The organism is Parasphingopyxis lamellibrachiae, assembly GCF_003385775.1.
In the GTDB taxonomy this organism is placed as follows: domain Bacteria; phylum Pseudomonadota; class Alphaproteobacteria; order Sphingomonadales; family Sphingomonadaceae; genus Parasphingopyxis; species Parasphingopyxis lamellibrachiae.
On the sequence record NZ_QRDP01000004.1, the window covers coordinates 95,220 to 120,071 of the forward strand.

At 60.6% G+C, this 24,852-nt stretch carries 29 protein-coding genes; 20 read left to right on the forward strand and 9 right to left on the reverse strand.

Annotation, left to right across the window (positions count from 1 at the left end):
• Positions 1-144: 144 nt before the first annotated feature.
• Entirely contained in the window at positions 145-1,449 is a 1,305-nt protein-coding gene (locus DFR46_RS00535) for a sensor histidine kinase (RefSeq protein ID WP_116234682.1), read from the reverse strand.
• Between the two features lie 94 nt (positions 1,450-1,543).
• Between DFR46_RS00535 and DFR46_RS00540 the strand changes: the two genes are divergently transcribed.
• The 6 genes from DFR46_RS00540 (at position 1,544) to glmU (ending at position 6,046) form a co-directional block, all read left to right on the forward strand.
• Positions 1,544-1,954 carry a hypothetical protein gene (locus DFR46_RS00540; protein WP_116234683.1) on the forward strand — a complete coding sequence of 137 codons (411 nt, stop codon included), beginning with the start codon at positions 1,544-1,546 and terminating at the stop codon, positions 1,952-1,954.
• A gap of 19 nt (positions 1,955-1,973) precedes the next feature.
• The gene (locus tag DFR46_RS00545; RefSeq protein ID WP_116234684.1) at positions 1,974-2,255 is read left to right on the forward strand and encodes an HPr-rel-A system PqqD family peptide chaperone; all 282 of its coding nucleotides are present in this window, start codon (positions 1,974-1,976) and stop codon (positions 2,253-2,255) included.
• Positions 2,252-3,112, forward strand: a complete 861-nt coding sequence (locus tag DFR46_RS00550) for an HprK-related kinase A (RefSeq protein ID WP_116237059.1) — start codon at positions 2,252-2,254, stop codon at positions 3,110-3,112. Before DFR46_RS00545 ends, DFR46_RS00550 begins: the two co-directional genes overlap by 4 nt.
• A complete protein-coding gene (locus DFR46_RS00555; RefSeq protein ID WP_116234685.1) occupies positions 3,109-4,134 on the forward strand; it encodes a nucleotidyltransferase domain-containing protein in 1,026 nt (341 codons plus the stop codon). Before DFR46_RS00550 ends, DFR46_RS00555 begins: the two co-directional genes overlap by 4 nt.
• Before the next feature lie 80 nt (positions 4,135-4,214).
• Positions 4,215-4,598 (forward strand): hypothetical protein, encoded by a 384-nt coding sequence (locus DFR46_RS00560; protein WP_116234686.1) that lies wholly within the window; start codon positions 4,215-4,217, stop codon positions 4,596-4,598.
• Between the two features lie 101 nt (positions 4,599-4,699).
• Entirely contained in the window at positions 4,700-6,046 is a 1,347-nt protein-coding gene (gene glmU, locus DFR46_RS00565; protein WP_245953878.1) for a bifunctional UDP-N-acetylglucosamine diphosphorylase/glucosamine-1-phosphate N-acetyltransferase GlmU, read from the forward strand.
• A gap of 14 nt (positions 6,047-6,060) precedes the next feature.
• Here glmU and DFR46_RS00570 read toward each other — a convergent pair whose 3' ends face one another.
• The gene (locus tag DFR46_RS00570) at positions 6,061-6,663 is read right to left on the reverse strand and encodes a TetR/AcrR family transcriptional regulator (RefSeq protein ID WP_116234688.1); all 603 of its coding nucleotides are present in this window, start codon (positions 6,661-6,663) and stop codon (positions 6,061-6,063) included.
• A gap of 65 nt (positions 6,664-6,728) precedes the next feature.
• Between DFR46_RS00570 and DFR46_RS00575 the strand changes: the two genes are divergently transcribed.
• Both DFR46_RS00575 and DFR46_RS00580 read left to right on the forward strand, forming a co-directional pair.
• Complete coding sequence (locus DFR46_RS00575) at positions 6,729-7,313, forward strand: NAD(P)H-dependent oxidoreductase (RefSeq protein WP_116234689.1); 585 nt, start codon at positions 6,729-6,731, stop codon at positions 7,311-7,313.
• A 46-nt stretch (positions 7,314-7,359) separates the two neighbouring features.
• The gene (locus DFR46_RS00580; protein ID WP_211306354.1) at positions 7,360-7,848 is read left to right on the forward strand and encodes an anthrone oxygenase family protein; all 489 of its coding nucleotides are present in this window, start codon (positions 7,360-7,362) and stop codon (positions 7,846-7,848) included.
• Positions 7,849-7,949: 101 nt separating this feature from the next.
• Here DFR46_RS00580 and DFR46_RS00585 read toward each other — a convergent pair whose 3' ends face one another.
• The 3 genes from DFR46_RS00585 to soxR form a co-directional block, all read right to left on the reverse strand.
• Positions 7,950-8,423 (reverse strand): hypothetical protein, encoded by a 474-nt coding sequence (locus DFR46_RS00585; protein ID WP_116234690.1) that lies wholly within the window; start codon positions 8,421-8,423, stop codon positions 7,950-7,952.
• Positions 8,424-8,565: 142 nt separating this feature from the next.
• Positions 8,566-10,536, reverse strand: coding sequence for an alkyl/aryl-sulfatase (locus DFR46_RS00590; protein WP_116234691.1), 1,971 nt, complete (start codon positions 10,534-10,536; stop codon positions 8,566-8,568).
• 76 nt (positions 10,537-10,612) lie between these two features.
• A complete protein-coding gene (gene soxR / locus DFR46_RS00595; RefSeq protein ID WP_116234692.1) occupies positions 10,613-11,056 on the reverse strand; it encodes a redox-sensitive transcriptional activator SoxR in 444 nt (147 codons plus the stop codon).
• 139 nt (positions 11,057-11,195) lie between these two features.
• On the opposite strand from soxR, the gene DFR46_RS00600 reads away from it, so the two are divergent.
• The 3 genes from DFR46_RS00600 to DFR46_RS00610 are packed head-to-tail and all read left to right on the forward strand — an operon-like array spanning position 11,196 to position 12,188.
• Positions 11,196-11,597 (forward strand): VOC family protein, encoded by a 402-nt coding sequence (locus DFR46_RS00600; protein ID WP_116234693.1) that lies wholly within the window; start codon positions 11,196-11,198, stop codon positions 11,595-11,597.
• Positions 11,594-11,974, forward strand: coding sequence for a VOC family protein (locus DFR46_RS00605; RefSeq protein WP_116234694.1), 381 nt, complete (start codon positions 11,594-11,596; stop codon positions 11,972-11,974). The genes DFR46_RS00600 and DFR46_RS00605 overlap by 4 nt, the downstream gene beginning before the upstream one ends.
• On the forward strand, positions 11,967-12,188 hold the full coding sequence (locus tag DFR46_RS00610; RefSeq protein WP_116234695.1) for a hypothetical protein: 222 nt from the start codon (positions 11,967-11,969) through the stop codon (positions 12,186-12,188). Before DFR46_RS00605 ends, DFR46_RS00610 begins: the two co-directional genes overlap by 8 nt.
• Here the strand turns inward: DFR46_RS00610 and DFR46_RS00615 are convergent.
• Positions 12,185-13,027, reverse strand: coding sequence for a TauD/TfdA dioxygenase family protein (locus DFR46_RS00615; protein WP_116234696.1), 843 nt, complete (start codon positions 13,025-13,027; stop codon positions 12,185-12,187). The genes DFR46_RS00610 and DFR46_RS00615 overlap by 4 nt on opposite strands.
• Before the next feature lie 16 nt (positions 13,028-13,043).
• Positions 13,044-13,427 carry a DUF4345 family protein gene (locus tag DFR46_RS00620; RefSeq protein WP_116234697.1) on the reverse strand — a complete coding sequence of 128 codons (384 nt, stop codon included), beginning with the start codon at positions 13,425-13,427 and terminating at the stop codon, positions 13,044-13,046.
• 136 nt (positions 13,428-13,563) lie between these two features.
• On the opposite strand from DFR46_RS00620, the gene glmS reads away from it, so the two are divergent.
• The 7 genes from glmS (at position 13,564) to DFR46_RS00655 (ending at position 20,706) form a co-directional block, all read left to right on the forward strand.
• Complete coding sequence (glmS, locus tag DFR46_RS00625; protein ID WP_116234698.1) at positions 13,564-15,387, forward strand: glutamine--fructose-6-phosphate transaminase (isomerizing); 1,824 nt, start codon at positions 13,564-13,566, stop codon at positions 15,385-15,387.
• A 1-nt stretch (position 15,388) separates the two neighbouring features.
• Positions 15,389-15,826 carry an OsmC family protein gene (locus tag DFR46_RS00630; protein ID WP_116234699.1) on the forward strand — a complete coding sequence of 146 codons (438 nt, stop codon included), beginning with the start codon at positions 15,389-15,391 and terminating at the stop codon, positions 15,824-15,826.
• A 29-nt stretch (positions 15,827-15,855) separates the two neighbouring features.
• A complete protein-coding gene (locus tag DFR46_RS00635) occupies positions 15,856-16,977 on the forward strand; it encodes a PLP-dependent cysteine synthase family protein (protein WP_281269996.1) in 1,122 nt (373 codons plus the stop codon).
• Positions 16,978-17,008: 31 nt separating this feature from the next.
• The gene (locus tag DFR46_RS00640; RefSeq protein WP_211306443.1) at positions 17,009-17,335 is read left to right on the forward strand and encodes a DUF423 domain-containing protein; all 327 of its coding nucleotides are present in this window, start codon (positions 17,009-17,011) and stop codon (positions 17,333-17,335) included.
• A 121-nt stretch (positions 17,336-17,456) separates the two neighbouring features.
• Positions 17,457-18,380 carry a sulfate adenylyltransferase subunit CysD gene (gene cysD / locus DFR46_RS00645; protein WP_116237061.1) on the forward strand — a complete coding sequence of 308 codons (924 nt, stop codon included), beginning with the start codon at positions 17,457-17,459 and terminating at the stop codon, positions 18,378-18,380.
• Positions 18,380-20,317 (forward strand): sulfate adenylyltransferase subunit CysN, encoded by a 1,938-nt coding sequence (gene cysN, locus DFR46_RS00650; protein WP_116234702.1) that lies wholly within the window; start codon positions 18,380-18,382, stop codon positions 20,315-20,317. Before cysD ends, cysN begins: the two co-directional genes overlap by 1 nt.
• A 5-nt stretch (positions 20,318-20,322) precedes the next feature.
• Complete coding sequence (locus tag DFR46_RS00655) at positions 20,323-20,706, forward strand: GFA family protein (RefSeq protein WP_116234703.1); 384 nt, start codon at positions 20,323-20,325, stop codon at positions 20,704-20,706.
• Between the two features lie 48 nt (positions 20,707-20,754).
• Here DFR46_RS00655 and DFR46_RS00660 read toward each other — a convergent pair whose 3' ends face one another.
• Positions 20,755-21,327, reverse strand: a complete 573-nt coding sequence (locus DFR46_RS00660) for a MarR family winged helix-turn-helix transcriptional regulator (protein WP_116234704.1) — start codon at positions 21,325-21,327, stop codon at positions 20,755-20,757.
• A 99-nt stretch (positions 21,328-21,426) separates the two neighbouring features.
• On the opposite strand from DFR46_RS00660, the gene DFR46_RS00665 reads away from it, so the two are divergent.
• Together DFR46_RS00665 and DFR46_RS00670 are read left to right on the forward strand one after the other, a co-directional pair.
• Positions 21,427-22,152, forward strand: a complete 726-nt coding sequence (locus tag DFR46_RS00665) for a hypothetical protein (RefSeq protein WP_116234705.1) — start codon at positions 21,427-21,429, stop codon at positions 22,150-22,152.
• Between the two features lie 99 nt (positions 22,153-22,251).
• Positions 22,252-22,830: a redoxin domain-containing protein gene (locus DFR46_RS00670; protein WP_116234706.1), complete on the forward strand. Its 579-nt coding sequence runs from the start codon at positions 22,252-22,254 to the stop codon at positions 22,828-22,830.
• A gap of 54 nt (positions 22,831-22,884) precedes the next feature.
• Here the strand turns inward: DFR46_RS00670 and DFR46_RS00675 are convergent, their stop codons facing one another.
• On the reverse strand, positions 22,885-24,807 hold the full coding sequence (locus DFR46_RS00675) for a S9 family peptidase (protein ID WP_116237062.1): 1,923 nt from the start codon (positions 24,805-24,807) through the stop codon (positions 22,885-22,887).
• Positions 24,808-24,852: the final 45 nt, after the last annotated feature.

The window sequence follows — 24,852 nt, forward strand, 5'->3', positions numbered from 1 at the left end:
CGGTTTCGTTCAAATCCCTTGTTCGACTGAAATATCAATCGATTGCGCTGGCCGTTTACGCCGTATGACGGATTGCATGCACTCTTCCTTCGATTGGCATATTTCCATGCCCGGCAGTGTTGAAAATTCGCTCGGTTATCCGGTTCATCGCGAATCGCGGGTTGCGATCAGAGATGGTGCATCTGCCTTTGTGACACTCTCGTTACGGGAAGATGACATTGCGGATGGTTTTTTCGGCAAATCGACGCTGACTTTCGTGCCCCGTCCGGTTTCACTCTCGATATTCAGCCGTCCCCGGTGCCGCTCGACAATATGTTTGACGATGGCCAGGCCCAGTCCAGTGCCGCCCAGAGAGCGGCTGCGACCGGGGTCGATCCGGTAGAACCGTTCGGTCAGGCGCGGCAAATGTTCCGCCGCTATGCCTTCGCCATGATCCTGCACCGTGATACGGACCATCGTTTCGGAAATTGAGCCATAGCCGACCATGACAGGGTCGGCGCCCTTGCCATATTTAAGGGCATTGCCGACGAGATTGCTGACCAACTGGGTAATCTGGACCCGGTCCCCGGCAATATGAACAGCACCCGTCGCCGGACGGATTTCGACGCTGGTGCTTTCAAAGCCGCTCTCTATGCAGGTTGCCCGGCAGGCCTCTTCGATCAAGGGGCCGAGATCGATATCCTCGGCCGGGGCGCGATATTTTTCCGCCTCGATCCGTGAGAGCGACATGAGATCGCCGATCAGGCGCTGCATCCGGCTTGCCTCGCCATGCATGATTTCGAGAAAGCGGTTGCGGGTTTTCTTGTCCTTGGCGGCCCCATCCTGAAGGGTTTCGATATAGCCAAGCAGGGAGGCCAGCGGCGTGCGCAGCTCGTGACTGGCATTGGCGACGAAATCGGCGCGCATCTTTTCGGCGGCATGGGCGCTGCTGCGATCGGCCAGGCGAATGAAGCGCGCATTGCCTTTCAGTTCATGGATGATGAGCTCCCATGGACGCTCCACTTCGCCAATTCCCATCAGCTCCATCGCGACTCGCGATTCTTCGGCGCCAGCCTCACCGGTCAGGCGTTCGGCGGCAGCGGGGTGGCGGATCGCCAGACGAACGTCCTCGCCGATGATATGCGTGCCAAGCAGGCCCAGGGCAGCCGGATTGGCCCTTACCACGCGGCGACCGACTATGATCAGGCTGGGATCGTCGATGGCGTTCATCAGCTCTTCCAGGGTCGGGAACAGCGATTCGTCGGATATCGGCTTGGGAGCCGGGCCGGGGGGGGGCGGGTCGCTTTGGTCTTCAATCGTCGAGCTGCCGAGTATCGCGCCACCGATCAAACCGCCGATACAGGCCAATATAACCGGTAGCGGTCCGGCACCGAGCGCGTAGGCGGCATAGCCGATGGCAAAGGTGGTTAATAGCGCGACAATGGCGCGTAGAGGGGTTATCTGGGGCATTAAGCGGATTAATACAGTGCTATTGTTACACTCGCCAGTACAGGCGCAGTAGACTAGTGTAACAAATGCTGAGGTGGAATTTGGGAAGGGCGGCATGGCTGAAGACAGCGAAGAGACAGGCGACCGGGGTATAGCCAAACCGGACCGCCGCCACGTGCTCATGATGGGCGCGGCGGCTGCGTCGACAGTTGTCACCGTGCGTCCGGCCTTGGCTCAGACTCAGGCGTCGATCATGGCTTGTGAAATCCCGATTCCCGATCCCGGTCGTATGGGCAATTATATCGCCGCTGACGGTTCTGTTGTGCCACCGGGCACACCGGGCGCATTTCCGCCACCGGGTCGCAACCTGGTTGGAGAGGAAGTGCGCAGAGCCCTGCAAAGTGGTGGCTCCATTCCGGGTTATGGCTATGAAGAAAGCCAAGCCTATACCAACTATATCCGCCGTCTCCAGAACGGCATGAGCGGTTTTACCTGTTACGCATCTATCCAGATGTCACGGGGCTGACGCTCCGCCGCTTCTCGTCATGAACACAAACGCATATCGCGCCGATCCGCCCGAGGCGCGGCGTGTAATCGCGCTCGACGGCGTGGCGCTCATTTTTCACCGTCCCTCCGGGTTGACCCATATCCTCGCGCCGCCCGCGCCGCAGATCCTCGAAGCGCTGGCAGAAGGCGACGCGGAACCCGCGGCGCTGCTCGACCGGCTGAAGCGCGATTATGATTTTGGCGACAGCGACGATCTCGAAGCAGCGCTGGAGGCACGCATTGCGGAGCTGGAAATGTCCGGTCTGGTATGGCGGGCATGAAACATGAATTTCGCGTGCGCGTCGGTCCGGCCGGATTCCGGATAGGCTCGGACTGGAAGCAGCCGATAGACCAGCTGGCCGCATTGTACAGCGACTATCCGGCCCCCGATATTCCCGACTTCACCGTGCGTCTGTTTGCCCAGCGGCCGTGGCGACGCTTCCTCCGGCCCTCGGTAATGATCGGCGGCGACTATATGCTGCCTGACGCCGCGCCGGTCTCGCTCGCCCACGGGTTGCTGGCCGCGGAAATGGGGATGAACCTGCAAATGGCGCTCGGCCAGCGACGCTACCTGCTGCTTCATGCCTCGGCAGTGGAGCGCGACGGCAAGGCGCTGCTGATGACCGGTCATTCGGGCGCGGGCAAATCGACGCTTTCCGCATTGCTAGGCGAGCGCGGCTGGCGCTTCATGGGCGACGAATTCGTGCTGGTCGATTTGAGCACTGCTGTGGTGCATGCTTTCCCGCGTCTCGTTAGCCTGAAGAATGAGGCAATCACCCTGTTCGAGGGGGCGGTCGATGCAGACCGGCTCGGCCCGCTCATGCGCGACACTCCCAAGGGCGATATCCGGCATTTACAGCCTCCCACAGATGCGATTGCGAAGATGAGCGAACCAGCCAGACCGGCGCTGCTCCTTTTTCCGCGTTTCGGTCATGCGCCGGATGTTCGCGAAGTTGGCGAAGCGGAAGTTTTCGTCCGGTTGACCCAGGCCTCGACCAATTATGTTGCACTGGGAGAGGCGGGATTCGATGCGCTGTCTTCGCTGGTTCGGACGATCCCGACCCGGGCGGTTGACTATCCTGATACCGAAAACGCTGTCGCCAGTGTCGAGCGGCTCTGGATGGAGCTGGCTGAATGACCGACGCCGGCATCCTGACCCGTGCGCTCGTTGACCCTTCGACGACGCAAAATTTCGATGCCGGGGATTGGACCGCGCTGATTGCTATGGCGCGGGCTGAACAGCTGATGGGCAGCCTCGCGCATCGGCTGGATGGCCTCGGTTTTCTGCCTGAGAAAGTCGCGCAGCTCTGCGCCGATGCGCGCCGGTTTGCGGAGCATGCGCGGCGGCAGGCGCTGTGGGAAGCAGAAATGTCGCGTCGTGTGCTCGCTCCACTCGGCGAGCCGGTCGTTCTGCTGAAAGGCACGGCCTATGTCGCGGCGGGCCTGTCTGCAGGCGTGGGCCGATCCATTGGCGATCTCGACATCCTTGTTAGCCACGAGGCGCTCGATGCTGTCGAGCGCGCGCTAACCGGACAGGGCGGTTGGGAATGGGTGAAGGAGGATGCCTATGATGACGCCTATTATCGCGATTACATGCATGAGCTGCCGCCGCTGATCCATAAGGAACGCGACAGGATGATTGATGTTCACCACACGGTCTTGCCGCTCACTGCGAAACCGACGCCCGATGCTGTTTCGATGATCGCGGACAGCGTGGAGCTGGAGAACGGCCTGCGCATCCTCTCTCCCGCCGATATGGTCTGTCATTCCGCAGCGCACCTCTTCGCTGATGGCGATCTGGCGGGCGGGCTGCGCAACCTGTGGGATATCGACCAGCTGCTGCGTGATTTCGGAACCCGCGACGGGTTCTGGAAGGCGCTGGGCCAACGCGCGGAGCGGCATCAGCTGGCAAAGCCGGTCGCCCGGGCGCTGCGCCTCGCCGAGGCGCTGTACGAAACGCCGTTGGATGGCGCTTTGGCGCGCCGCGGAAGGGTGGGCGATGCACTCTATATCCGCCGCCTGCTTGCCCGCGATGACTGGGGACGTGAAACCCGCAAATTTCTGCGCCTCGCTTTCTATATCCGCTCCCACTGGCTGCGTATGCCGCCGCTGATGCTCATCCGGCATCTGTGGACAAAGTGGCGCAAGGGGCAGAATTAAAGCCTGGCCCTGTGCTGTCGGGCACAACTGCCGGCCCAATTCTCTGGCACTTTCATCCTGACGAAACAGGAGAATTTGCCATGACATCGATTAAAGACTTGCAGATATTTCACCGGTCTCTGTCGGACGCTTTCGACGCGAGATCAGAGGCTGCGCGCAAATCGCTGGAAACGTCGAAGCGCAACGCGCTCGCAATGCCCGAGGGGGAAATCGTTGAAGAGCTGATCGAAGGGCTCGGTAAGGCGACAACCGATGCTGAGCGCGTGAAGGTTGTCGCCAAACTCAAGGCCAAGCTCGACAAGAAACTGGCAAAGCTGGCCAAGAAACTTGCAAAAGCATCGCCGGGGACGCCTGCCAAGGTGAACGGATCACCGCTGGATGCTCTGCTGCAGGATCTTGGCGACATTTTCGTGAATGAGACGATGCGCGACGTTCACAAACAGATTGCCGGTTCTTTCGGGTAATGCCTCGGCGCAATCATCGCGCCGTTCCGCTATGGAAATGCTAAGCATTTGCTGGCAGACCGTGGCGTGACATGACCGACAGCTCGACCATAAACCCATCCATGCCCTTTGCCGCGATCATACTTGCTGCGGGCAAGGGGACTCGCATGAAATCTGCGCGCCACAAGGTGCTCCATTCCATCGCTGGCAAGCCCATGCTTGGCCATCTGATGGATGAGCTTGCGCGGCTCGATCCCGCCAAGACGGTGGTCGTGCTTGGTGCCGGCCGCGAGGAAGTCGAACCCTTTGTTGTCGAACGGGGCGCATCGGTCGCTGTGCAGGAAGATCAACTCGGCACCGGCCATGCCGTTTTGCGGGCGCGCGAGGTGCTGGCGGATTTCGACGGCGCTGTTCTGGCCTGTTTCGGCGATGTGCCGATGGTGCGCGCCGAGACGGTGGCCAAAATGCTGGAAACGCTAAACGCGCCCGATGCGCCGACCTGCGTCGTTCTGGGTTTCCGCCCCAACGATGCGCTCGCCTATGGCCGGATCATTGCAGACAATGCCGGGCGCATCGGAAAAATGGTAGAATATAAGGATTCGAGCGCGGAAGAACGTGCCGTAAACCTTTGTAACTCAGGGCTTATTGCGGCGAAGGCAGCGGATATGTTTGCGCTGCTCGACCGGGTCGGGAACGATAATGCCCAGGGGGAATATTACCTACCGGATATGGTGATGGTGGCACAGGCCGATGGCCGCCACAGCGCTGTGATCGAAGCGGCGCCATGGGAAGTTGCCGGGATCAACAGCCGGGCCGAACTCGCCGATGCCGAACGTGCATGGCAGGACCGCCGCCGCGAACAAGCGATGGCGGACGGCGCTACGCTGGTCGATCCGGCGACCGTCTGGTTCAGCCACGATACCAGGATCGGCCGCGATGTGACGATCGAGCCGCAGGTTCGTTTCGGCCCCGGCTCCAGCGTCGCCGACGGCGCTACGATCCACGCCTTCAGTCATATCGAGGGAGCAAGTGTGGGGGCCGGCTGCTCTGTTGGTCCCTATGCGCGACTGCGCCCTGGCGCGGTGATGGAAGAGGGATCGAAAGTCGGCAATTTCGTCGAAATGAAGCAAGCCACACTAGGCAAGGGTGCGAAAGCCAGCCACCTGACCTATCTTGGCGATGCGACGATTGGCGCGGGCGCAAATATCGGCGCGGGCACGATCACCTGCAACTATGACGGCTATTTCAAATATCAGACAGAGATCGGCGAAGGTGCCTTTATCGGATCGAACAGCGCGCTTGTTGCGCCGGTGAAGATTGGTGCCGGCGCGATTGTCGGTGCTGGATCGGTGGTAACGAAGGATGTTGAAACCGACGCCCTGGTGCTGGCACGCGGTGAGCAAAGCGCGAAGCCGGGATGGGCGAAAAGGTTTCGGGATGCGATGATACGGAAGAAAGCGGCGAAATAGCGTTTGGCCGGCTCCTATTCGCCAGCCCCTTTCTCATTGACCAGTATACGCCGGGCTGCGTTTTTCGTAACGCTGAGATAGCGTTTTTGCGACCATCCGCAGTCATGCCGCAATTGCTCCCAGTTGCGGACCGACAGTATCGTCCAGAGAATATCCGCCGCCTGGCCGGGTGAATGATCGGGCGACAATGTGCCGTCCCGATTGAGTGCGCGAATGGCCGCGCGGCATCCATGGCGCAGGGCTTCCATGCGGCTGGTCCATGCGATGCGAGCGGCTTCGTCGCTATCCTTCATTGCGAGAAAGGCCTTCGCCATTCCGTAGATTTTCGGGATATAGTTTCCCCAGGCCTCGATGAAAGCATCAAGCCTTTCGATTCCGGTTTCCGCAGCCCGGCTCGCCGCAAGGCGTTTGTCGATCTCATAATATTCGTCGAGATAGCGTGCGGTTGCATCCAGCAGGTCAGCCCGCGCCGGAAAATGCAGATAGAGGGCTTGGCGACTGATGCCGGCCTCTTTGGCGATATCGCCCATGCGGATTGCATTTGCGTCACCGCCCTCCAGCATTCGCCAGCTTGCCTGTACGATCCGATTTCGGGTTTCGAGATTTTTTCTTGACATGATGTAAAGTATCGTTCAGTTGACGTCCTGTCAATTGACACAGTGTCAAGAAAAGGAACTGCGCTATGGCGAAGAAGGTTTTCATCTGGTCGGCCCATCCCCGGGCAGGTTCTCTCAGCGATGCGCTTGCGGATGCCTATGCCATGGGGGCGGAGCAGGGCGGAGCCGAAGTCCGCCAGCTCAATCTGAGCGCGATGACGTTCAGCGCCGATTTTCCGGGCTACACGGATACCCGGTCGCCGCTCGAACCCGACCTTAAGGCCTGGCAGGACAATATCGCCTGGGCCGATCATCTCCTTTTTGTTCATCCCTATTGGTGGGGCGCGATGCCGGGCAGAGCCAAGGCCGTTCTGGATCGGGCCCTGCTGCCAGGCTTCGGTTTCAAATATCACCGTGAAGGGCTGGGCTGGGACAAGCTCCTCAAAGGCAAAACTGCCGATACGATCATAACGTCCGACACCCCGCCCTGGTATGACACCCTAAGAAATCGGAAACCCGGACGGCGCGTTCTGAAGAATCAGGTGCTCGGGTTTTGCGGTGTGAAGGTCCGGAAGATTATCCAGCTGGGACCAGTCAAAACCTCAAAACCGACGAAGATCGAAGGCTGGATTGCTCGCGCACAGCGGATGGGCGCCAAGGCAGCAATCTGAAGCATGAGGGCCTTCTGCCGTAAATTCAGATGATTGGAGAATGATCATGACTATCAATTGGATCGTATTCGCGTGTTTGGCCATGGCCTTGAGCAGCGCGCTTGTTGCCGGCGTGTTTCAGTCTTTTTCGGATTTCGTAATGCGGGCACTGGTCGCCACGGAGCCATCTGCCGGTATAGAATCGATGCAGATGATCAACCGCACGGTGTTTCGCTCCGTGTTCCTTGTGATGCTGCTGGGATTGGCACCGGCTTCATTGATACTGGGGGCTTATGCCTATTTGTATCTGCCTGGTTCGAGCGCAAGCTGGATACTGGCGGGTGGAGCGGTTTACGTCGTGAGCGTCTTTTTGGTCACGATGCTGGGTAATGTTCCGATGAACAACCGGCTTGACCGGATGGGCACGACCAGTGCGGCCGCTGCCGACTATTGGCAGGAATATGGTGTCGTCTGGACCCGCTGGAACCACGTTCGAACTCTCGGCGCTTTGGCGGCGGCCATATTTTTTCTGGCAGCGGCTGTTTCGGTGGACTGATCGCCAATTGCGGCGGCCTTGCGCAAGGTATTTCGCCCGCCGACCATGCAACAAATGATGTTCACACGATCAGCGGGCGATACCGAAAGGCTATGCGTGGCCTAATACCATTGTCCCGTACCGGAGGCTGCATCCGGACCATGCCAGTGCATGGTGACCGATCCGGTGCGCACTGCGCCAACCGTTCCCGTCTGGCTGCGGATTCCCCCGACACAGCCCAGTGCCGTGTCCGGTCCCGGTTCGCCGAGATAGTTACAGCCATAGGCAATCGCGGTAGCGTCTGTGGCGCCGTCGCGCACGGCATCGCATGCCAATGTCACGGCAAAGACCCCGGCGGACGGCGGTTGGTCCATACCGACACATCTTACATTGCCGTTTACCGTGCTGCCGTCGGCTAGGGTCGTGACATAGGTTCCTTCGACGGCTCCGCCACGGCCCCAGGTGCCGTCCGGACCAATACCTCCAACCATGGAGACATCGCCCCATGTAATTTCATAGGTGAAGTTCTCCGCGCTTGCCGAACTCGCGCAGCACAGTGCAGCGGCGGCAACAGCCGCCCCAAACAGATTCTTCATAATTCTCTCCCAGTTCCCCTGTGGCCCGGCGTTTTCGCTCGGACACGCGCCGCTCGAGAAACGCCACGGTCGCTCGGCTCGCAAAGCACAGGCTAGCAGATCGCCGTATCTCTGTCATGAAACCCGGAAAAGACTAATTTCCTCAGGGTGTTGCGGTTGCGAACCAGAATTCCGGCTGTTCGAGAAGGCCAAGAAATGCGGCCAGCGCAGACGAGTCGCCACCAATGGTGAGCGCACCGGACTGGACCAAAGCCAATGGCCGCGCTGTACCGAGCAGCAGGGCCTCGAAGTTCGTCCGGCTAATCGTGACCGTCGCGGTGGGGTTATCGGGCGCGAGTTCGCGCGGTACAATTACGCTACGGCCAATTTCGACAGCGATGGTCTCGCTCGTATCGGGAAATGCGAAGCTGAGCGTAAAGGGATCGCGCTGCAATCTCTCGGGCGCGTATCGGCTGGCCAGCATGTCGAACAGGGCGAGAGTAGGCACGGCGCGTAGGAAATCGGCATTGCCGAGCCGCGCCCCGCCGGTATCGGGTACCCCGTTGCGCAATTCGCTCGATGCGGTGAGGTAATAGCTGCGCCATGCGCCGCTTTCGGCCTGGAAGCCGAGCTGCTCATAAGCTGCGGCCAGCCAGTTTCGTGCGCGCTCGTTTGCAGCATTGGCAAAGACGACATGATTGAACAGTTCCGCCGCCCAGCGATAATCGCCCTCGTCGAACGCCTCGATGCCGCGCCCGATGACAGCATCCGCACCGCCCATCGCCTCGACATAACGCGCTGCCGATTGTTCGTGTGGCAGTCGATGATATTCAGCCATCACACCGCCCCACCAACCGAAATAGTGCTGGTACACAGCCTTGGAGTTGTGATTGAGCGAGCCGTAATATCCGCGCGGATCGAAACGGTTCTGAATGAAATCCGGTTCAGCAATCGCTTCGGCCGTTTCGACCATCGTCGCACCGCTATTTGCCCGGCGCAGCGTCTGGTCGTGCACATAGCGATAGATATCGCGCTGTCCGGTGAGGAAGGCGGCGACATTGTCCGAGCCCCAGCTCGGCCAGTGGTGAGAGGCCAGAACGACATCGGACCGGTCCGCATATTCGATCAGGACATGATCGATCGCCCGGCTCCAGCCGAGTGCATCGCGCACGACCGCGCCGCGCATCGTCAGGACGTTATGAAAGGTCGCCGTCGCCACTTCAGCCGTGTGGAGGGCGCGGTGCTCGGGCAAGTAAAACATGAATTCGGCTGGAGCTTCCGTTCCCGCCGCATCGATAAATTCGAATTGCACGCCATCGATCGTGCGGCGTGTGCCCCGTCCGGAAATCTCCTCGGTCGGGAGAATAAGGCTTACAGTACCGCGTGGTACGCCAGGCCCGAGGCCGGATCCGATATGCGATGTGGGGGATGCGGGAATGATCTGGCCGAACATCAGAGTCGCCCGCCTGCTCATATGGGTTCCGGCGAGAAGGTTTTCAGAAACGGCATTGTCGGAAAAGCCGATCGGCGCGAGTACCGGTACGTTGCGAGCCGCGATCTCGGCCTCATCCATGATCCCGCGCGCCCCGCCGAAATGGTCGGCATGCGAATGGGTGTAGAGCATGCCGGCGACGGGCCGTTCGCCGAGCGTTTCGTTGACGAGGCGCAGCGCCGCAGCGGCGGTCTCCGTCGTTGTCAGCGGATCGACGATGATCCAGCCGGTTTCGCCCTCGATCACCGTCATTACGGAGAGGTCGTAGCCGCGAACCTGCCAGATCCCGTCGGTGACGGCGAACAGGCCGTGCTCGGCGGCCAGAGCTGATTGCCGCCAGAGCGAGGGATTGGCTGTATCCGGTGCTTCGCCCATCAGAAAATCATGGCCGCCCACCCTCCAGATGACCGATCCGTCTGCGCCCAATATGGTCTCGTCCTCGATCCGGGCGATGCGGCCGCGCCGGGCATCGGCGAAATCGGACGGCTCGGCCAGCGGCAACCGGTCCGCAACCGCGGCGTTGGCCGCCCGCGTCGCTTCGGTGGCGGTGCCGGGGGCAGGCGGGTCGCGCAGTTCGCCTTGCTGTGCGAACGCCGGCGCGGCGCTAGCCAGGAGAATGAGGGAAAGGATATGCGGCTTCATGGATTTGCTCTCCGGACCGAAATTGTTTTTTGCGAACTATATGGGAGATCGCGTCCGGCAAGTCACGCGAGGCGGGTCAGTCCTCCAGCAGGAGGCGCGGGCCCGGTCCCCTTATTCCCGCCCGATCCTCCGGATTGTAGAGCTGGCATTTCTTCAGGCTCAGGCAACCGCAGCCGATACAGCCGTCGAGCCGTCGACGGGTGCGCTCCAGCTCGGCAATGCGCGCGTCGATTGTCCCGCGAATGGCGTTGCTGATCCGTGTCCAGTCTCGCTGGGTAGGAGCCCGGCCTTCGGGTAGTTTGGCCAGCTGGGTCTCGATCTCGCCGATCGAGAGGCCGAGCTGCTGGGCGATCAGGACGAAGGAGAGACGGCGAATGTCCGAGCGCAGGAAGCGGCGCTGGCCACCCGAACTGCGCAAGGGATGCACCAGGCCCTTCCCCTCGTAGAAACGGATGGCCGATACCGAAAGGCCGGTGCGGGCCGCCAGGTCGCCGATCGAGAGCATTGCTGTTTTAGCCATAACTGTGATCGCTTTTTCCGTTGGAAATAAGTCTTGATCTCAACTTAGGTTGAGGTTGTAGATCATGCAACCGAAGCAGCGATGGTTCGGTGTGAAGGCCCGAACTGCTCCTGCCGAAACCGTTTTCAGGGAGCAAGTTATGCAGCTCAATCAGGTAACCGTTGGAGCGACCGACTATGCGGCCTCGCTGGCCTTCTACCGGGCTCTCGGTCTGAGGCAGATAGTGGATGCATCGCCCCGATACGCGCGGTTCGAAACGCCTTCCGGAGAGACATTCTCCATCCACAAGGTGGAGGCCGTCACCGGCGACAGCACGGTCATCTATTTCGAAATCGAAGCGCTGGACGAGCGGGTTGCCGCTCTCAAGGCGGCGGGTATCCGGTTCGAGCGCGGCCCGCGCGATGAAAGCTGGGGCTGGCGCGAAGCACGGCTTCGCGATCCGGCCGGCAACCCCCTCTGCCTGTTCAGCGGCGGCGAAAATCGCCGGTTTCCGCCCTGGAGGATCGACAAAAAATCAACACCAAAGGAGATTGTACAATGACACAGGGTAAACTCGAACATGTGAACATTGCGGTGACCGATCCGCAACGATCGGCGGATCTGATGCGCGACCTGTTCGGCTGGCATATCCGCTGGGAGGGCGCGGGTATGCTCGGCGGACATACAATCCATGTCGGCAATGACGACGACTATCTCGCCATCTACACTAATGCCGATATCGCCAAGGCGGACCCGCAATTCCGCAAGAGCGAACCGCTCAATCATATCGGTGTCGTTGTGGATGATCTCGATGCGGTCGAGGCGAAAGTCATCGCGGCGGGACTGGAGACGATGAATCATGCGGACTACGAACCTGGCCGCCGCTTCTATTTCTTCGACTGGAACGGCATCGAATTCGAGGTGGTGAGCTATGCCTAAGCGAACCGAAACGCCGGCGTGGCAGCGTTTTTGCGCTGCCATGGTCGAGCATGGGCACGGGCGCGCCGCCGACATTCAGGCGGCCTCGGCGCAGCGGCAGCCGCGCGGGAAGAAGGAGGACGGAAGCAAGGTTGCCGCGAAAGAGAGGCCGAGTGCCCGCCTTCTGCTGGAGCAGCTGATCCCGTACCTCTATGATCGTTTTCCGGCGTTTTAGACGGGGCGGTCGCCATTCACGGTCACCCGCCGCATATGGCGGCGCTGGCCCTGATAATCGTTGAGCGCATAGTGCCAGACGCAGCGATTGTCCCAGAAGGCGACCGCGCCGTCGCTCCAGCGGAAGCGGCAGGTGAAACGCTCGTCGCGGCAATGGTCGAACAGGAAGGCGAGGAGCGGCCGGCTTTCGCGCTTGCTCATATCCTTGAATCGCAGGGTAAAGGCCGGGTTCACATACAGGCCTTTCCTGCCGGTCTCCGGATGGGTGCGGACAACAGGATGCGCATATTCGGGCGCTTCGTCCGTTGTCTGTGTGTCCATGGATTGGCGCGCCTGGGCCGATTGGCCCCGGCTGCTATATTCGCGCGATGCCGAATGGATGGCGGTGAGGCCGTCCAGCATCGCCTTCATCCCGTCCGACAGGGCGTCATAGGCCGCCATCTGGTTTGCGAACAGCGTGTCGCCGCCATATTCGGGCACTTCGATGGCGTGAAGTATCGAACCGAGTGCGGGCTTTTCGATATAGGACATGTCCGAATGCCAGCCGCCGCCGAAATTGATTTGTTCGTCCGGCTCCTTGATGATCTCCAAAATCTCGGGATGGCCGTCCATTCCGGAAACATAGGGATGCACATTGAGACTGCCGAAACGACGACCGAACGCTTTATGCGCTTCGGGCGTCAGGCTGTGCTGGTCTCGAAAGAAGATGACATGATGGTCGAGCAAGGCCCGGTGGATCGCATCGAAGGCCTGATTGGAAAGGTCCGCCGAAAGATCGGCGCCTTCGATTTCAGCGCCAAGGGCACCGGCAATTGGCTTTACCGCAATCTGATCGGGCATTGTTCGGATCCTCTCCCTAGGCTGCGCTGCCTTTGTAGGAGCGATAGCCAAGCAGGAATATTACAATTGTAACCGCTTCGACCACCATGGGCTGAATGGCCGTTGGCTCCATTCCGTCCAGCGCAAGGCTGACGAAACGGCCGGTAAGGGCGATAGCGAAGAGGAATAACGGCGCGAGCAATGCGCCCGGCCGGTTTTTCACGGCGGCAAAGAGGGCGAAAAGGCCGGTCGTGAGGAAGAAGGCCGAGAAATCAGCGCGTAAGGTTGCGATCCCCTGAACGCCGACCGGTTCAACGAAAAAACTGGCGGCGATGTCTAGCGGCTGCAACAGATAGGCCATCCCCATAACCGTATATAGCGCGCCCAGCAGCCCGATGAGTATGCGCAGTATCAGATGCATGACAATCTCCCCTTGCTCAGAAGGTGCCAGACTTTGGTGCCATGTCAACTTGGTCCGGGCGATGTTAACTTGATGCTCGGCGTTTTCGGTCTAAAGACCAACGGGTTCCCCGGATCGGGCGAAGAGGCAGGAATATATGTGCGGCATTATCGGAATTCTCGGCAAGGACAATGTGACCAACCGGCTGGTCGAGGGACTTAAGAGGCTTGAATATCGAGGTTATGACTCTGCCGGTGTCGCGACACTTTCCGAGGGACGGATCGAACGCCGCCGGGCCGAGGGCAAGCTCGACAACCTTGTCAGGGTGCTGGCCGATGATCCGGTCGATGGAGTGACGGGCATCGCCCATACGCGATGGGCCACGCATGGCGCACCGACGACCGACAATGCCCATCCCCATGCCACAGAGGAAGTGGCGCTGGTCCACAATGGCATCATCGAAAATTTCAAGGAATTGCGGGACGAATTGCTGGCGCGCGGCCGGGCGTTCGAAAGCGAAACGGATACCGAGGTCGTCGCGCATCTGATCTCCGAACAGATAGAGACCGGCGTTGCACCGCGCGATGCTGTGCGCAAAACGCTTGACCGGCTGCATGGCGCCTTTGCGCTGGCGATCATGTTCAAGAGCGATCCCGACATGCTGATCGGTGCGCGTCTCGGTTCACCGCTCGTGGTAGGCCATGGCGATGGCGAGAGTTTCTTCGGGTCCGATGCGCTGGCGCTCGCGCCGTTCACACAGAAGATCAGCTATCTCGAAGAAGGCGATATGGTCGTCATAACGCGCAATGCGACGATGATCTATGACGAGAATGACGAGCTGATCGCGCGGCCCGTTGCGCTGTCGGGCGCCTCGGCGGCCGCGAATGAGAAGGGCAATCACGCCCATTTCATGCAGAAAGAGATTTTCGAACAGCCCATCGTCGTCGCCCAGACATTGCAGAGCTATCTCCGGCCGCTGGAAGAACAGGTCGCGCTACCCGACATGGCGTTCGACCTGGCCGGGTTCGACCGGATCTCGATCGTCGCCTGCGGCACATCCTCCTATGTCGCCATGATCGGCAAATATTGGATCGAGCAGTTTGCGCGTGTGCCCGTCGAAGTCGATGTGGCGTCCGAGTTTCGCTATCGAGATCCGGTTCTTACGGAAAACCAGCTGGCCCTGTTCATTTCGCAATCGGGAGAGACGGCGGATACGCTGGCCGCGCTCAAGCACTGCAAAAGGGCGGGAGTTAAAACGGCAGGGATCATTAATGTGCCGACCAGTTCCATGGCGCGTGAAGTCGACCTGCTGCTATCCACCCATGCTGGCCCCGAGATCGGCGTTGCCTCGACCAAGGCGTTCACCTGCCAGCTCGCCGTGATGGCGGCTTTTGCCACAAACCTCGCGCGCGCCAAGGGCAAGCTTTCACCGGAGGAAGAGCGCGAAATCGTTCGCCATTTGTCCGAAGCGCCCGAGGCGATGAATGCGGCGCTGGGCCATGACGAAGATATCGCCGGCATGGCGGGCACGATCGCCGAGGCGCGCGACGTGCTCTATCTCGGGCGCGGGATCGATTATCCGATGGCGCTTGAAGGCGCGCTGAAGCTGAAAGAAATCAGCTATATCCATGCAGAGGGCTATGCGTCCGGCGAAATGAAGCATGGGCCGATCGCGCTGATCGACGATGCGGTGCCGCTGATCGTAATTGCGCCGTCCGGCCCGCTGTTCGAAAAAACCGTGTCCAACATGCAGGAGGCCCAGGCACGCGGCGCAAAGGTCGTGCTGATTTCGGACGCCGAAGGGATAGGAAGAGCAGGCCAAGGCACGATCGCGACCATCGAGATGCCCAAGGTTCACCCGCTGATCGCGCCGCTTGTCTATGCGATTCCCGTGCAGCTGCTCGCCTATCATGTTGCGGTGGCGAAGGGCACGGATGTCGATCAGCCGCGCAATCTGGCGAAATCGGTGACGGTGGAATAGCATGGCCGGCGAACCCTTCATCGTCACGGTGCAAACGGCTGGCGGGCGCTACACGCAGAAGGTGGCTGCGGGCGGCCATGAATGGTTGATCGACGAACCGGAATCGCTGGGCGGAGACGATAAGGGGCCAACGCCATACGATCTGTTGCTGGCTTCGCTGGGCGGCTGCACGGCCATCACCATGCAAATGTATGCCCAGCGCAAGGGCTGGCCGCTCAGCGCCGTCCACATTGCGCTCGAGCACAGCCGCGAGCATCGCGACGACTGCGCGACCTGCAACAATTCAGACAACAAGATCGATATCGTCGACGGAGCAATCACGATGGAGGGCGATCTCGACGAAGATCAGCGGGCGCGCTTGATGGAAATTGCCGGAAAATGCCCCGTCCACCGAACTTTGACCAACCGACTCGACATCAACATCATACTTGGGGACTAAACAGGGCGCGGATCGAGGGGGAGAATAAAGTGGACGATTGCACGGCGGATATCGGAACATTCTGCGACAGCGTGACCTGTGGTTCGGCTCGTGATGAACGTCGAGCCTGGGTTCGCGAGGCGGTTGCACGGATCACCGCCGACTATACCCGGTCGGCCGACACGCATCTGATCAAGCTCGATCTGCCGCTCTTCCCGGACATTTCGCTCTACCTGAAAGACGAGTCGACCCATCCCACGGGCAGTTTGAAGCATCGGCTGGCGCGTTCCCTGTTTCTCTACGGGCTGTGCAACGGTCATATCGGGCCGGACACCGCGATAGTGGAAAGCTCATCCGGGTCCACCGCGGTTTCCGAAGCCTATTTCGCGCGGCTGTTGGGGCTGCGTTTCGTTGCCGTCGTGCCCCGGGGAACGGCACGCCGCAAGTTGGATCAGATCACCCATTATGGCGGGGAAACGCGCGAGGTTCCATCGGGCGAGATTTACGATGCCGCCGCGCGCCTCGCGCAGGAACTGGGCGGCCATTATATGGACCAGTTCACCTTTGCCGAGCGCGCGACCGACTGGCGCGGCAACAACAATATCGCCGAAAGCCTGTTTTCCCAGATGGCGAAAGAGGCACATCCCGTTCCCGACTGGGTGGTGATGAGCGCAGGCACGGGCGGTACATCGGCAACCATTGGCCGCTATATCCGCTATCAATTCGAATTGACCGGGCGCACCAGGCTCTGTGTTGCCGATCCTGAAAATTCCGTTTTCTATGAAAGCTATTGTGCAAGGGATCCGGACATAACAGGCGATGGCCAATCCCGGATCGAGGGGATCGGCCGTCCGCGGGTCGAAGCCTCCTTCCAGCCCTCTGTGATCGACCGGATGATGAAAGTTCCGGACTCCGCGTCGATTGCGACCATCTACTGGCTGGAGCGGGTGCTGGGGCGCAAATGCGGCGGATCGACCGGCACCAATGTTTTTGCGGCACTCGCGCTGATGACCGAGATGCGCGATGCAAGCAAAGCGGGAAGCCTCGTTACCATGATATGCGACAGCGGAGAGCGTTATCTGGAAACCTGTTACAACCCTGAATGGGTTGGCGAGCAGGGGCTGAACCCGGCGCCCTATGCCGAAATTCTGACGGGGCTCAGCGGAATCTGACGATGGCGGGAGAATCATTGTGAATGTGCTTATGGGGCTTGCGGCATTGTCGGGAGCGATGGCTGTCGGAGCGGGGGCATTCGGCGCGCATGGCGCCCATGGCGAGGCGGCCGAATGGCTGAAAACGGGCGGACAATATCAGCTCGTTCATGCCGTTGCCGCCCTTGTCGCCCTGCAGATGCAGGCGCGCGGTTCGGCCTGGTTGTTTGTAATCGGCGCCGCGATCTTTGCCGGTACGCTCTATCTGATGGCGCTGGGCATGCCGCGCTGGCTGGGCGCTGTTACGCCGATTGGCGGGGCCCTGCTGATCGGTGGCTGGCTATGGCTTGCCTGGACGGCGGCGCGCATGGGGAATTGACGCGGCGGGGCGCAGCGTTTGGCAAAGCCATGCTTTCACCGTCACAACCAAGCCATGCTCGCAATTGCGCTTCGGCTTTCCTAAACGGGCCGAAATTGGCTGACGAATGGGATGGGATATAATGACTGCAGATGCAGCTCCGGCGCCGGAAAGGCTGACGCATCTTGAGCGTCTCGAGGCCGAGGCGATCCATATCATGCGCGAAGTGGTCGCCGAGGCCGAGAATCCGGTCATGATGTATTCGGTCGGCAAGGACTCCGCGGTCATGCTGCACCTGGCCAAAAAGGCCTTCTATCCGAGCCCGCCGCCATTTCCGCTCCTGCATGTCGACACGACCTGGAAGTTCCAGGCGATGTATGCGCTGCGCGAAAAGGCGGCGAAGGATGCCGGGATGGAATTGATCGTGCATCGCAATCCCGAGGCCGAGGAAAAGGGCATAAACCCCTTCGACCATGGCTCCCTCCACACCGATCTGTGGAAAACCGAAGGGCTGAAACAGGCGCTGACGGCCCATGGCTTCGATGCGGCCTTTGGCGGGGCGCGGCGCGACGAGGAAAAGGCGCGGGCCAAGGAGCGCGTTTTCTCCTTCCGATCGGCCAATCACGGCTGGGATCCGAAAAACCAGCGGCCGGAGCTCTGGTCGCTCTACAATGCACGGAAGAATAAGGGCGAAAGCGTGCGCGTCTTCCCGCTGTCCAACTGGACCGAGCTCGATATCTGGCAATATATCCATCTCAACGGCATCGAGATCGTCCCGCTCTATTTCTCCGCGCGGCGCCCCACGGTCGAGCGGGACGGAATGATCCTGATGGTCGATGACGATCGCTTCCGCTTCGAAGATGGGGAAGAGGCGGTCGAACGCTCGATCCGTTTCCGCACACTGGGCTGTTATCCGCTGACCGGCGCGGTCGAGAGCGAGGCGACGACGCTGCCCGAGATCATTCAGGAAATGCTGCTCACCACGACTTCGGAGCGGGAAGGGCGGGCGATAGATCACGATCAGGCCGCTTCGATGGAGAAGAAGAAGCGGGAGGGCTATTTCTGATGGCCGATGGCGAAGTCATTTACGAAACCGAGGCGCTGATCGCGGAGGATATCGACGCCTATCTGGAGCAGCATCAGCACAAATCCCTGCTGCGCTTTATCACCTGTGGCTCGGTCGATGACGGAAAATCGACGCTGATCGGCCGGCTGCTCTACGATTCCAAGATGATTTTCGAGGACCAGCTTGCCTCGCTGGAAGCCGATAGCAAGCAGGTCGGCACGCAGGGACAGGGCATCGATTTTGCGCTGCTGGTCGATGGGCTCGCGGCCGAACGCGAACAGGGCATCACCATCGATGTTGCCTACCGTTTCTTCGCGACCGAGAAACGCAAGTTCATCGTCGCCGACACGCCGGGCCATGAACAGTACACCCGCAACATGGTGACTGGCGCGTCGACCGCCGATCTCGCTGTGATCCTCGTGGATGCGCGCAAAGGCGTGCTCACTCAAACCCGCCGCCACAGCTATCTCAGCCACCTGCTCGGTATCCGCAACATCGTGCTGGCCGTGAACAAGATGGATCTGGTCGACTATGACCAGGCCGCGTTCGACGATATCGTATCCGACTATCGCGATTTTGCCGCAGGGATCGGGATCGAGGATTTCCTTGCCGTGCCGGTGTCCGGCCTGAAGGGCGACAATATCATTGCGAAAAGTAGCGCAACGCCCTGGTATGATGGGCCCGCGCTGCTCGATCACCTCGAAACGGTAGGCCTCGATTTCGATCGCCGCCGCAAACAGCCGTTTCGCATGGCGGTCCAATGGGTGAACCGGCCCAATCTCGATTTCCGGGGCTTTTCCGGGATGATCGCCAGCGGCCGGATCGCACCGGGAGACCCGGTCCGCGTCCTGCCTTCGGGAAAGACATCGACGGTAGAGCGCATCGTGACCATGCCCGCCCTGGGCGGGGGCGACGGAGACGGCGATCTCGGCCATGCCATTGCCGGCCAGTCCGTGACCATAACCCTGGCCGACGAGATCGACTGTTCGCGCGGCGACGTTATCGCGGCGGCCGATGCGCCGCCCGAAGTTGCCGACCAGTTCGAGGCGACCATCGTCTGGATGGCGGACGAACCGATGCTGCCCGGCCGGCCCTATGCGATTAAGATCGGCACCAACAATCTGCGTGCGACCATCACCGACGAGAAATATCAGGTGAATGTCAACACGATGGAAAAGATGGCGTCCAAATCATTGGAACTGAACGGTATTGCTGTCTGCAATATCTCCACAGACAGGCCCGTTCCATTTACGCCTTATGACGATAATCCCGATCTTGGTGGCTTCATCCTGATCGACCGAATAACCAATGCAACGGTCGGTGCGGGGATGATCCATTTTGCGCTGCGCCGCTCGCAGAATATCCATTGGCAAGCCGTCGATATCACCCGCGAAGCCCATGCCGAGCAGAAGGGGCAGAAGGCCAAGCTGCTCTGGTTCACCGGCCTGTCGGGCTCCGGCAAATCGACGATCGCCAATCTCGTCGAGAAGAAGCTGCACGCGATGGGCAAGCACAGCTTCCTGCTGGACGGCGACAATGTGCGCCACGGCCTCAACCGCGATCTCGGTTTTACCGATGTCGACCGGGTGGAGAATATCCGGCGGGTCGGCGAGGTCGCCAAGCTGATGACCGATGCCGGGCTGATCGTGCTCACCGCCTTTATCTCGCCCTTCCGCGCCGAGCGGCAGATGGTGCGGGCCATGCTGCCCGAAAGCGAATTTGTCGAAGTGTTCGTCGATACGCCGCTCGAGGTGGCCGAGCAGCGCGACGTCAAAGGCCTCTACAGGAAGGCGCGGGCCGGCGAGCTCAAGAACTTCACCGGCATCGACAGCCCCTATGAGGAACCGGAGAACGCCGAGATCCGCGTCAACACGGTCGAGATGACGGCCGAAGAGGCGGCCGAATATATCGTCGAGCAATTGTTCAACGGAAGCTGAGGCGCATGGAAGCGGACTCCACGATTGTTCGGGGTGGCTGTCATTGCGGCGCGGTGCGTTTCGAGGCGCTGATCCGCGAGCCGCGCCCCGAACTGCTCGACTGCAACTGCTCGATGTGCAGCAAGACCGGCTTTCTCCACCTGATCGTCCCGCACGGCGATTTCACGCTGGTATCGGGAGAGGAGGCGCTAACGTCATACCGCTTCGGCACGAAGCAAGCCGATCATCTCTTCTGCCGGCATTGCGGGATCAAGAGCTTCTACCAGCCGCGCAGCCACCCCGAAGCCTGGAGCGTCAACTACCGCGCGCTCGACGACGGGCACGGGCTGGAGGTGACGGTTCGGAAATTTGACGGACGGAACTGGGAGCAGGCGAAGGCGGGGCTTTAGGGCGGGTGCGCGCCGGTTGGAGCGCGGCTGGCCAATAGCGTCCTGAAATCAGGAACTGTCAGGATGCTCCGCCTCCTCGGTCTGTTCGATACAGATTAGATTGCTGTCATCGTTGGACAGGGGCTCATCCAGCAGGCTGCACAGATGCGGCGCGCCGGTCTCATGGTCGCGGCGAAAATATCGACACGACCGGCAGATGCCAAAGGGGCGCCCAAGCCGGTTTTTCAGCATGTCGCGCAGGAGGTTTTCCAGCGCGGTTTCCATGGAGTTCCGATCGCCCGCAGGCAGGGCGTCTATGCAGTCCTGCATTTCCTGGATCGGGTCGTTTTTCAGCGTCTCCCGCCCTTTGGCGGTCAATTCCAGCTTAACGGCTCTCCTATCGGCAAGCGTGGGGGCCTTTCTGACAAGCCCTTTTCCAGCCAGCACCTTGATCGTCTGTGACACTGTGCCCTTCGTCAAGCCGAGATACACCGCAAGTGCGCCCGGACTGCTCGAGAACCGGTTTGCGCGTTCGACATAGCGCAACGCTTCCCACTGCGAAGGCAGGAGACCGCCCGTATGGGAGTCGTTTTGCACGAGGCGGGCAAGACGCTCCACCAGCGTTGAGATTGGCGTGACCATCGATTTAGTATCGACTAAATACTTTATTCTTGCAACCCGGAGCATGCAGGGCTAATCACATTAAAGTATCGAGTCGAAACTAAATCGAAGGAATTGGCTATGAAACATGACACCCTAGCGGTCCTGCTGGTACTCGGCATTTTGGCCCCAATCTCAGGACATCTCTTTGCACATCCGATTGCGAGTCCGGTCGATGCGGACACGCCGCCCGCATTTGACATTACCAATGCCGAAGCAACGACCGATGGCCGTCTGCTGACTTTCGCCATGGATGTCGCCGGCGTGGCTGGCAGCGTAAAACCGGTTCCGATCGGCCGGCTCACCGGAGCGCGGGTCCAGTCCTATGTCTGGCCGACCAGTATGGACCCTAGCATCGTGGGCTTCGACGCCAATTCGGGTATTCTGGCGCTTGCGATTACCGCGCATCCCGATTTCGACGATACGCCGCTCTACGACGAAAATCGGGACGGTGACCCGGCAAATGACGGCGCGGACTGGCATTCGCACTGGGTCGTTCTGGTCGAGGACGAATCCTGCGGCGCGGGACTGAAGGTCCGCGATGTTTCTCCGGGCCAGGACCTGCTCCCCGCTACCGCGCCCTATCTCCCCATCGCGCTGGACAGTCCGGGAATGAGCCCTGTTCTCGACGGCAGCAGGGCTCGGATCACGGTTCCCGTCGAGAATGCCGCGGACATTGCCTTCGACGCGGTCACGGCGGAGCTCCAGGTCAATGAAAATGGCGGGGCCCCGCTGCTCTGCGTTACGGGCGTCCATGACGTCGCGTCCGGCGATCTATCGCTTCCCGGTAGGGTGATGGAGGATTGAACAGCCGGCACCCTATTCGGCATTCGTCTTTGAAAGAGGAGCCGCTGCTAATGACTATCCGACCGATGGATATTGGCGATAGCGTAAAGGAAAAAGCTCATGGGTTTCGACAAGGCAAAGCCGCTCACCGTCTCGCACTGGCTCAACACGAACAGTCCGATCTCGCTTGAACAGCTGCATGGCAGGGTTGTGCTGATCGAGGCCTTTCAGATGTTGTGCCCCGGATGTGTGTCCCACGCCCTTCCTCAGGCAATGCGTGTGCGCAAATCATTCCGCGAGACTGACGTCATGGTGATTGGTCTGCATTCGGTGTTCGAGCACCACGCCGCGCAGGGGGCCGAAACGGCTTTGAAAGCATTTCTGCACGAATACCGGATCAGCTTTCCTGTCGCCATCGACGCGCAGCCGGAAGACGGCGGTCCGCCGATCACCATGGCTGCCTATGGTATGCGCGGTACCCCGACGACCCTGCTGATCGATCGACAGGGCTTTGTGCGGAAACACAGTTTTGGCCAGGTCGACGATCTGGTGCTGGGCGCGGAAATCATGGCGCTGATGAAAGAAGATACCCAGCCCCAGGCTTCGGACCGAATTGAAGCCGGAGAAAAGGATGCGGCGACGGTGGCTGCGCCCTGCCATCGCAAGAGGGTTAGCGTCGATAAAACAGTCCGGACTTAGCGTGTATGAGCCGGACCATCCGGTAGAGGGTCGCCCTCGGCAAGAGGCGATTTATCATTCGGGCGCAGTGGCGAACAACTCCCGCAAGAACACCGTTTCTACCGCGTGCCGTAAGTCATTGTTCGGCTTCTTGCGGAACCCGTGCCCTTCGTCGGAAAAGACGACATACCAGGTCGGCACGCCGTTCTCGCGCAGGCCTTGCACGACCTGATCGCTCTCTGACAGCGGCACGCGGGGGTCGTTCGCGCCGGCCATGACCAGCATCGGCTTCGTGATCCGGTTCAGGTTGTTCATCGGCGCGATGCGTTCGAAGACTGCTGCCATTTCGGGCGTGCGCTCGTCGCCATATTCGCCGCGCCGCATGTCGCGGCGGTAATCCTGGGTGTTCTGCAGGAATGTGCGGAAATCGCTGATCCCGTAGCGCTCGACCCCGCCGACGAGCCGATCCGAATAATGGATCATCGTCGCGAGCGACATATAGCCGCCATAGGATTGGCCATAGACCGCGACGCGGTCGGCATCGAGATCGGGCTGTTCGGCGATCCAGTCGAGCAGCGCGCCGATATCGCGGACACTGTCTTCGCGCCGGGGGCCATTGTCGAGATCGCGATATTCGGTGCCGTACCCATCCGATCCGCGCACATTGGGGAGGATCACCGTCGCGCCCAGCGTATTCGCGAAATATTGGGCGCGTGAGTTCCAGCCGGGCCGGGTCTGGCTTTCGGGGCCGCCATGGATATCCATGATCACCGGCGTCGGGCCGGTCGCGCCATGCGGACGATAGACAAAGGCCGGGATCGAACGGCCGTCAAAGCTGGTGAAGCGGACAAGCTCGGGCTCGATCAGCGCTGCGGTGTCGACCGGCCCGAGTTCGGATTGCGTCCAGCGGACAAGCTCGCCGGACGTGACGCCCCAGACCCAGACATCGCCGGCCGAGGTTGCCGTTTCCATGCCGATCGCCAGGCTGGCTCCGTCGGGCGCGAAAGCGAGCCCGGTCAGCACGCCGTTGGGCAGGTCCGGCTGGGGCAGGGCGCGTCGCGTGACGAAATCCTGCACGACGAGGCGGGAATAGCCGTCCTCGTTGACCGCGTAGGCGAGGATCCGGCCGTCATCGGACAGGGCGAATGTCTCCACATCCCAATTGAGGTCCGGCGAGACAGCCGTCATCCGCTCGGCATCCCTGTCAAATTCGACGAGCCGGCGGAAATTACCGCCGCGATTGGTGATCGCGAGGATCGCACTGTCGTTCCTGGCGAAATGCGGAGATTCGTCGACCGTGCCTGCGCTGGCCGCGAATTCGGTCGCTTCGCCGCTGGCCATGTCGAGAAGAAAGATGCTCGCATCGCGGTTCGACACGTAATTCTGCAGCAGCACCGCGCTACCGTCTGCCGAGATATCTGCCGGAAACATCGGTGTTTCGAATGTCGCAACGACACGGCGGCTGTCGGCGACCGCAGGATCGGCTGCATAAACCGTATAGGTTGTACCGCGCCCTGCGCTGACCCAGACCAATGTTGAGCCGTCACTGGAGAATATCGGGGACAGGTTTCGGGTTTCCGGCTCGGTAAGCTGAACCGACTCCCCCGACAGGCCCATGGCGTAAAGCTGAAACCATTCGTCGCCGCCATTGTCGCGGGTTGCGATAAAGCGATTCTGGCCCGGAATGGCCGTAATGGACTGTACGGGTTCGGCGAAGAAACTGAGCTGGCTTCGCGTGCCCATCGGCTCGGTGACGCGGTGGACCTGATCGGTGCCACCGAAGCGCGTCGTGATCAGAATGGATCCGTCGGCGAGCCAGTCTTCCAATTCCGCGCCGCGATAATTCTGGAAGCGCTGGACCGAGGCATCCACTTCGGCCGGAATCTCGGGGACATTCTGGAGCGTCGCCGTGCCTATGGTGCGCTCGGAAACCTGCTGTGCAGCCAGCGGTGTGGCCGCGATGGCGACTGCGGCGAAGAGAAAGGCAATTGAGCGCATGGCGAACCCCGGCATTGATTGATCGGAAGGCGGGTTATGGCCCGG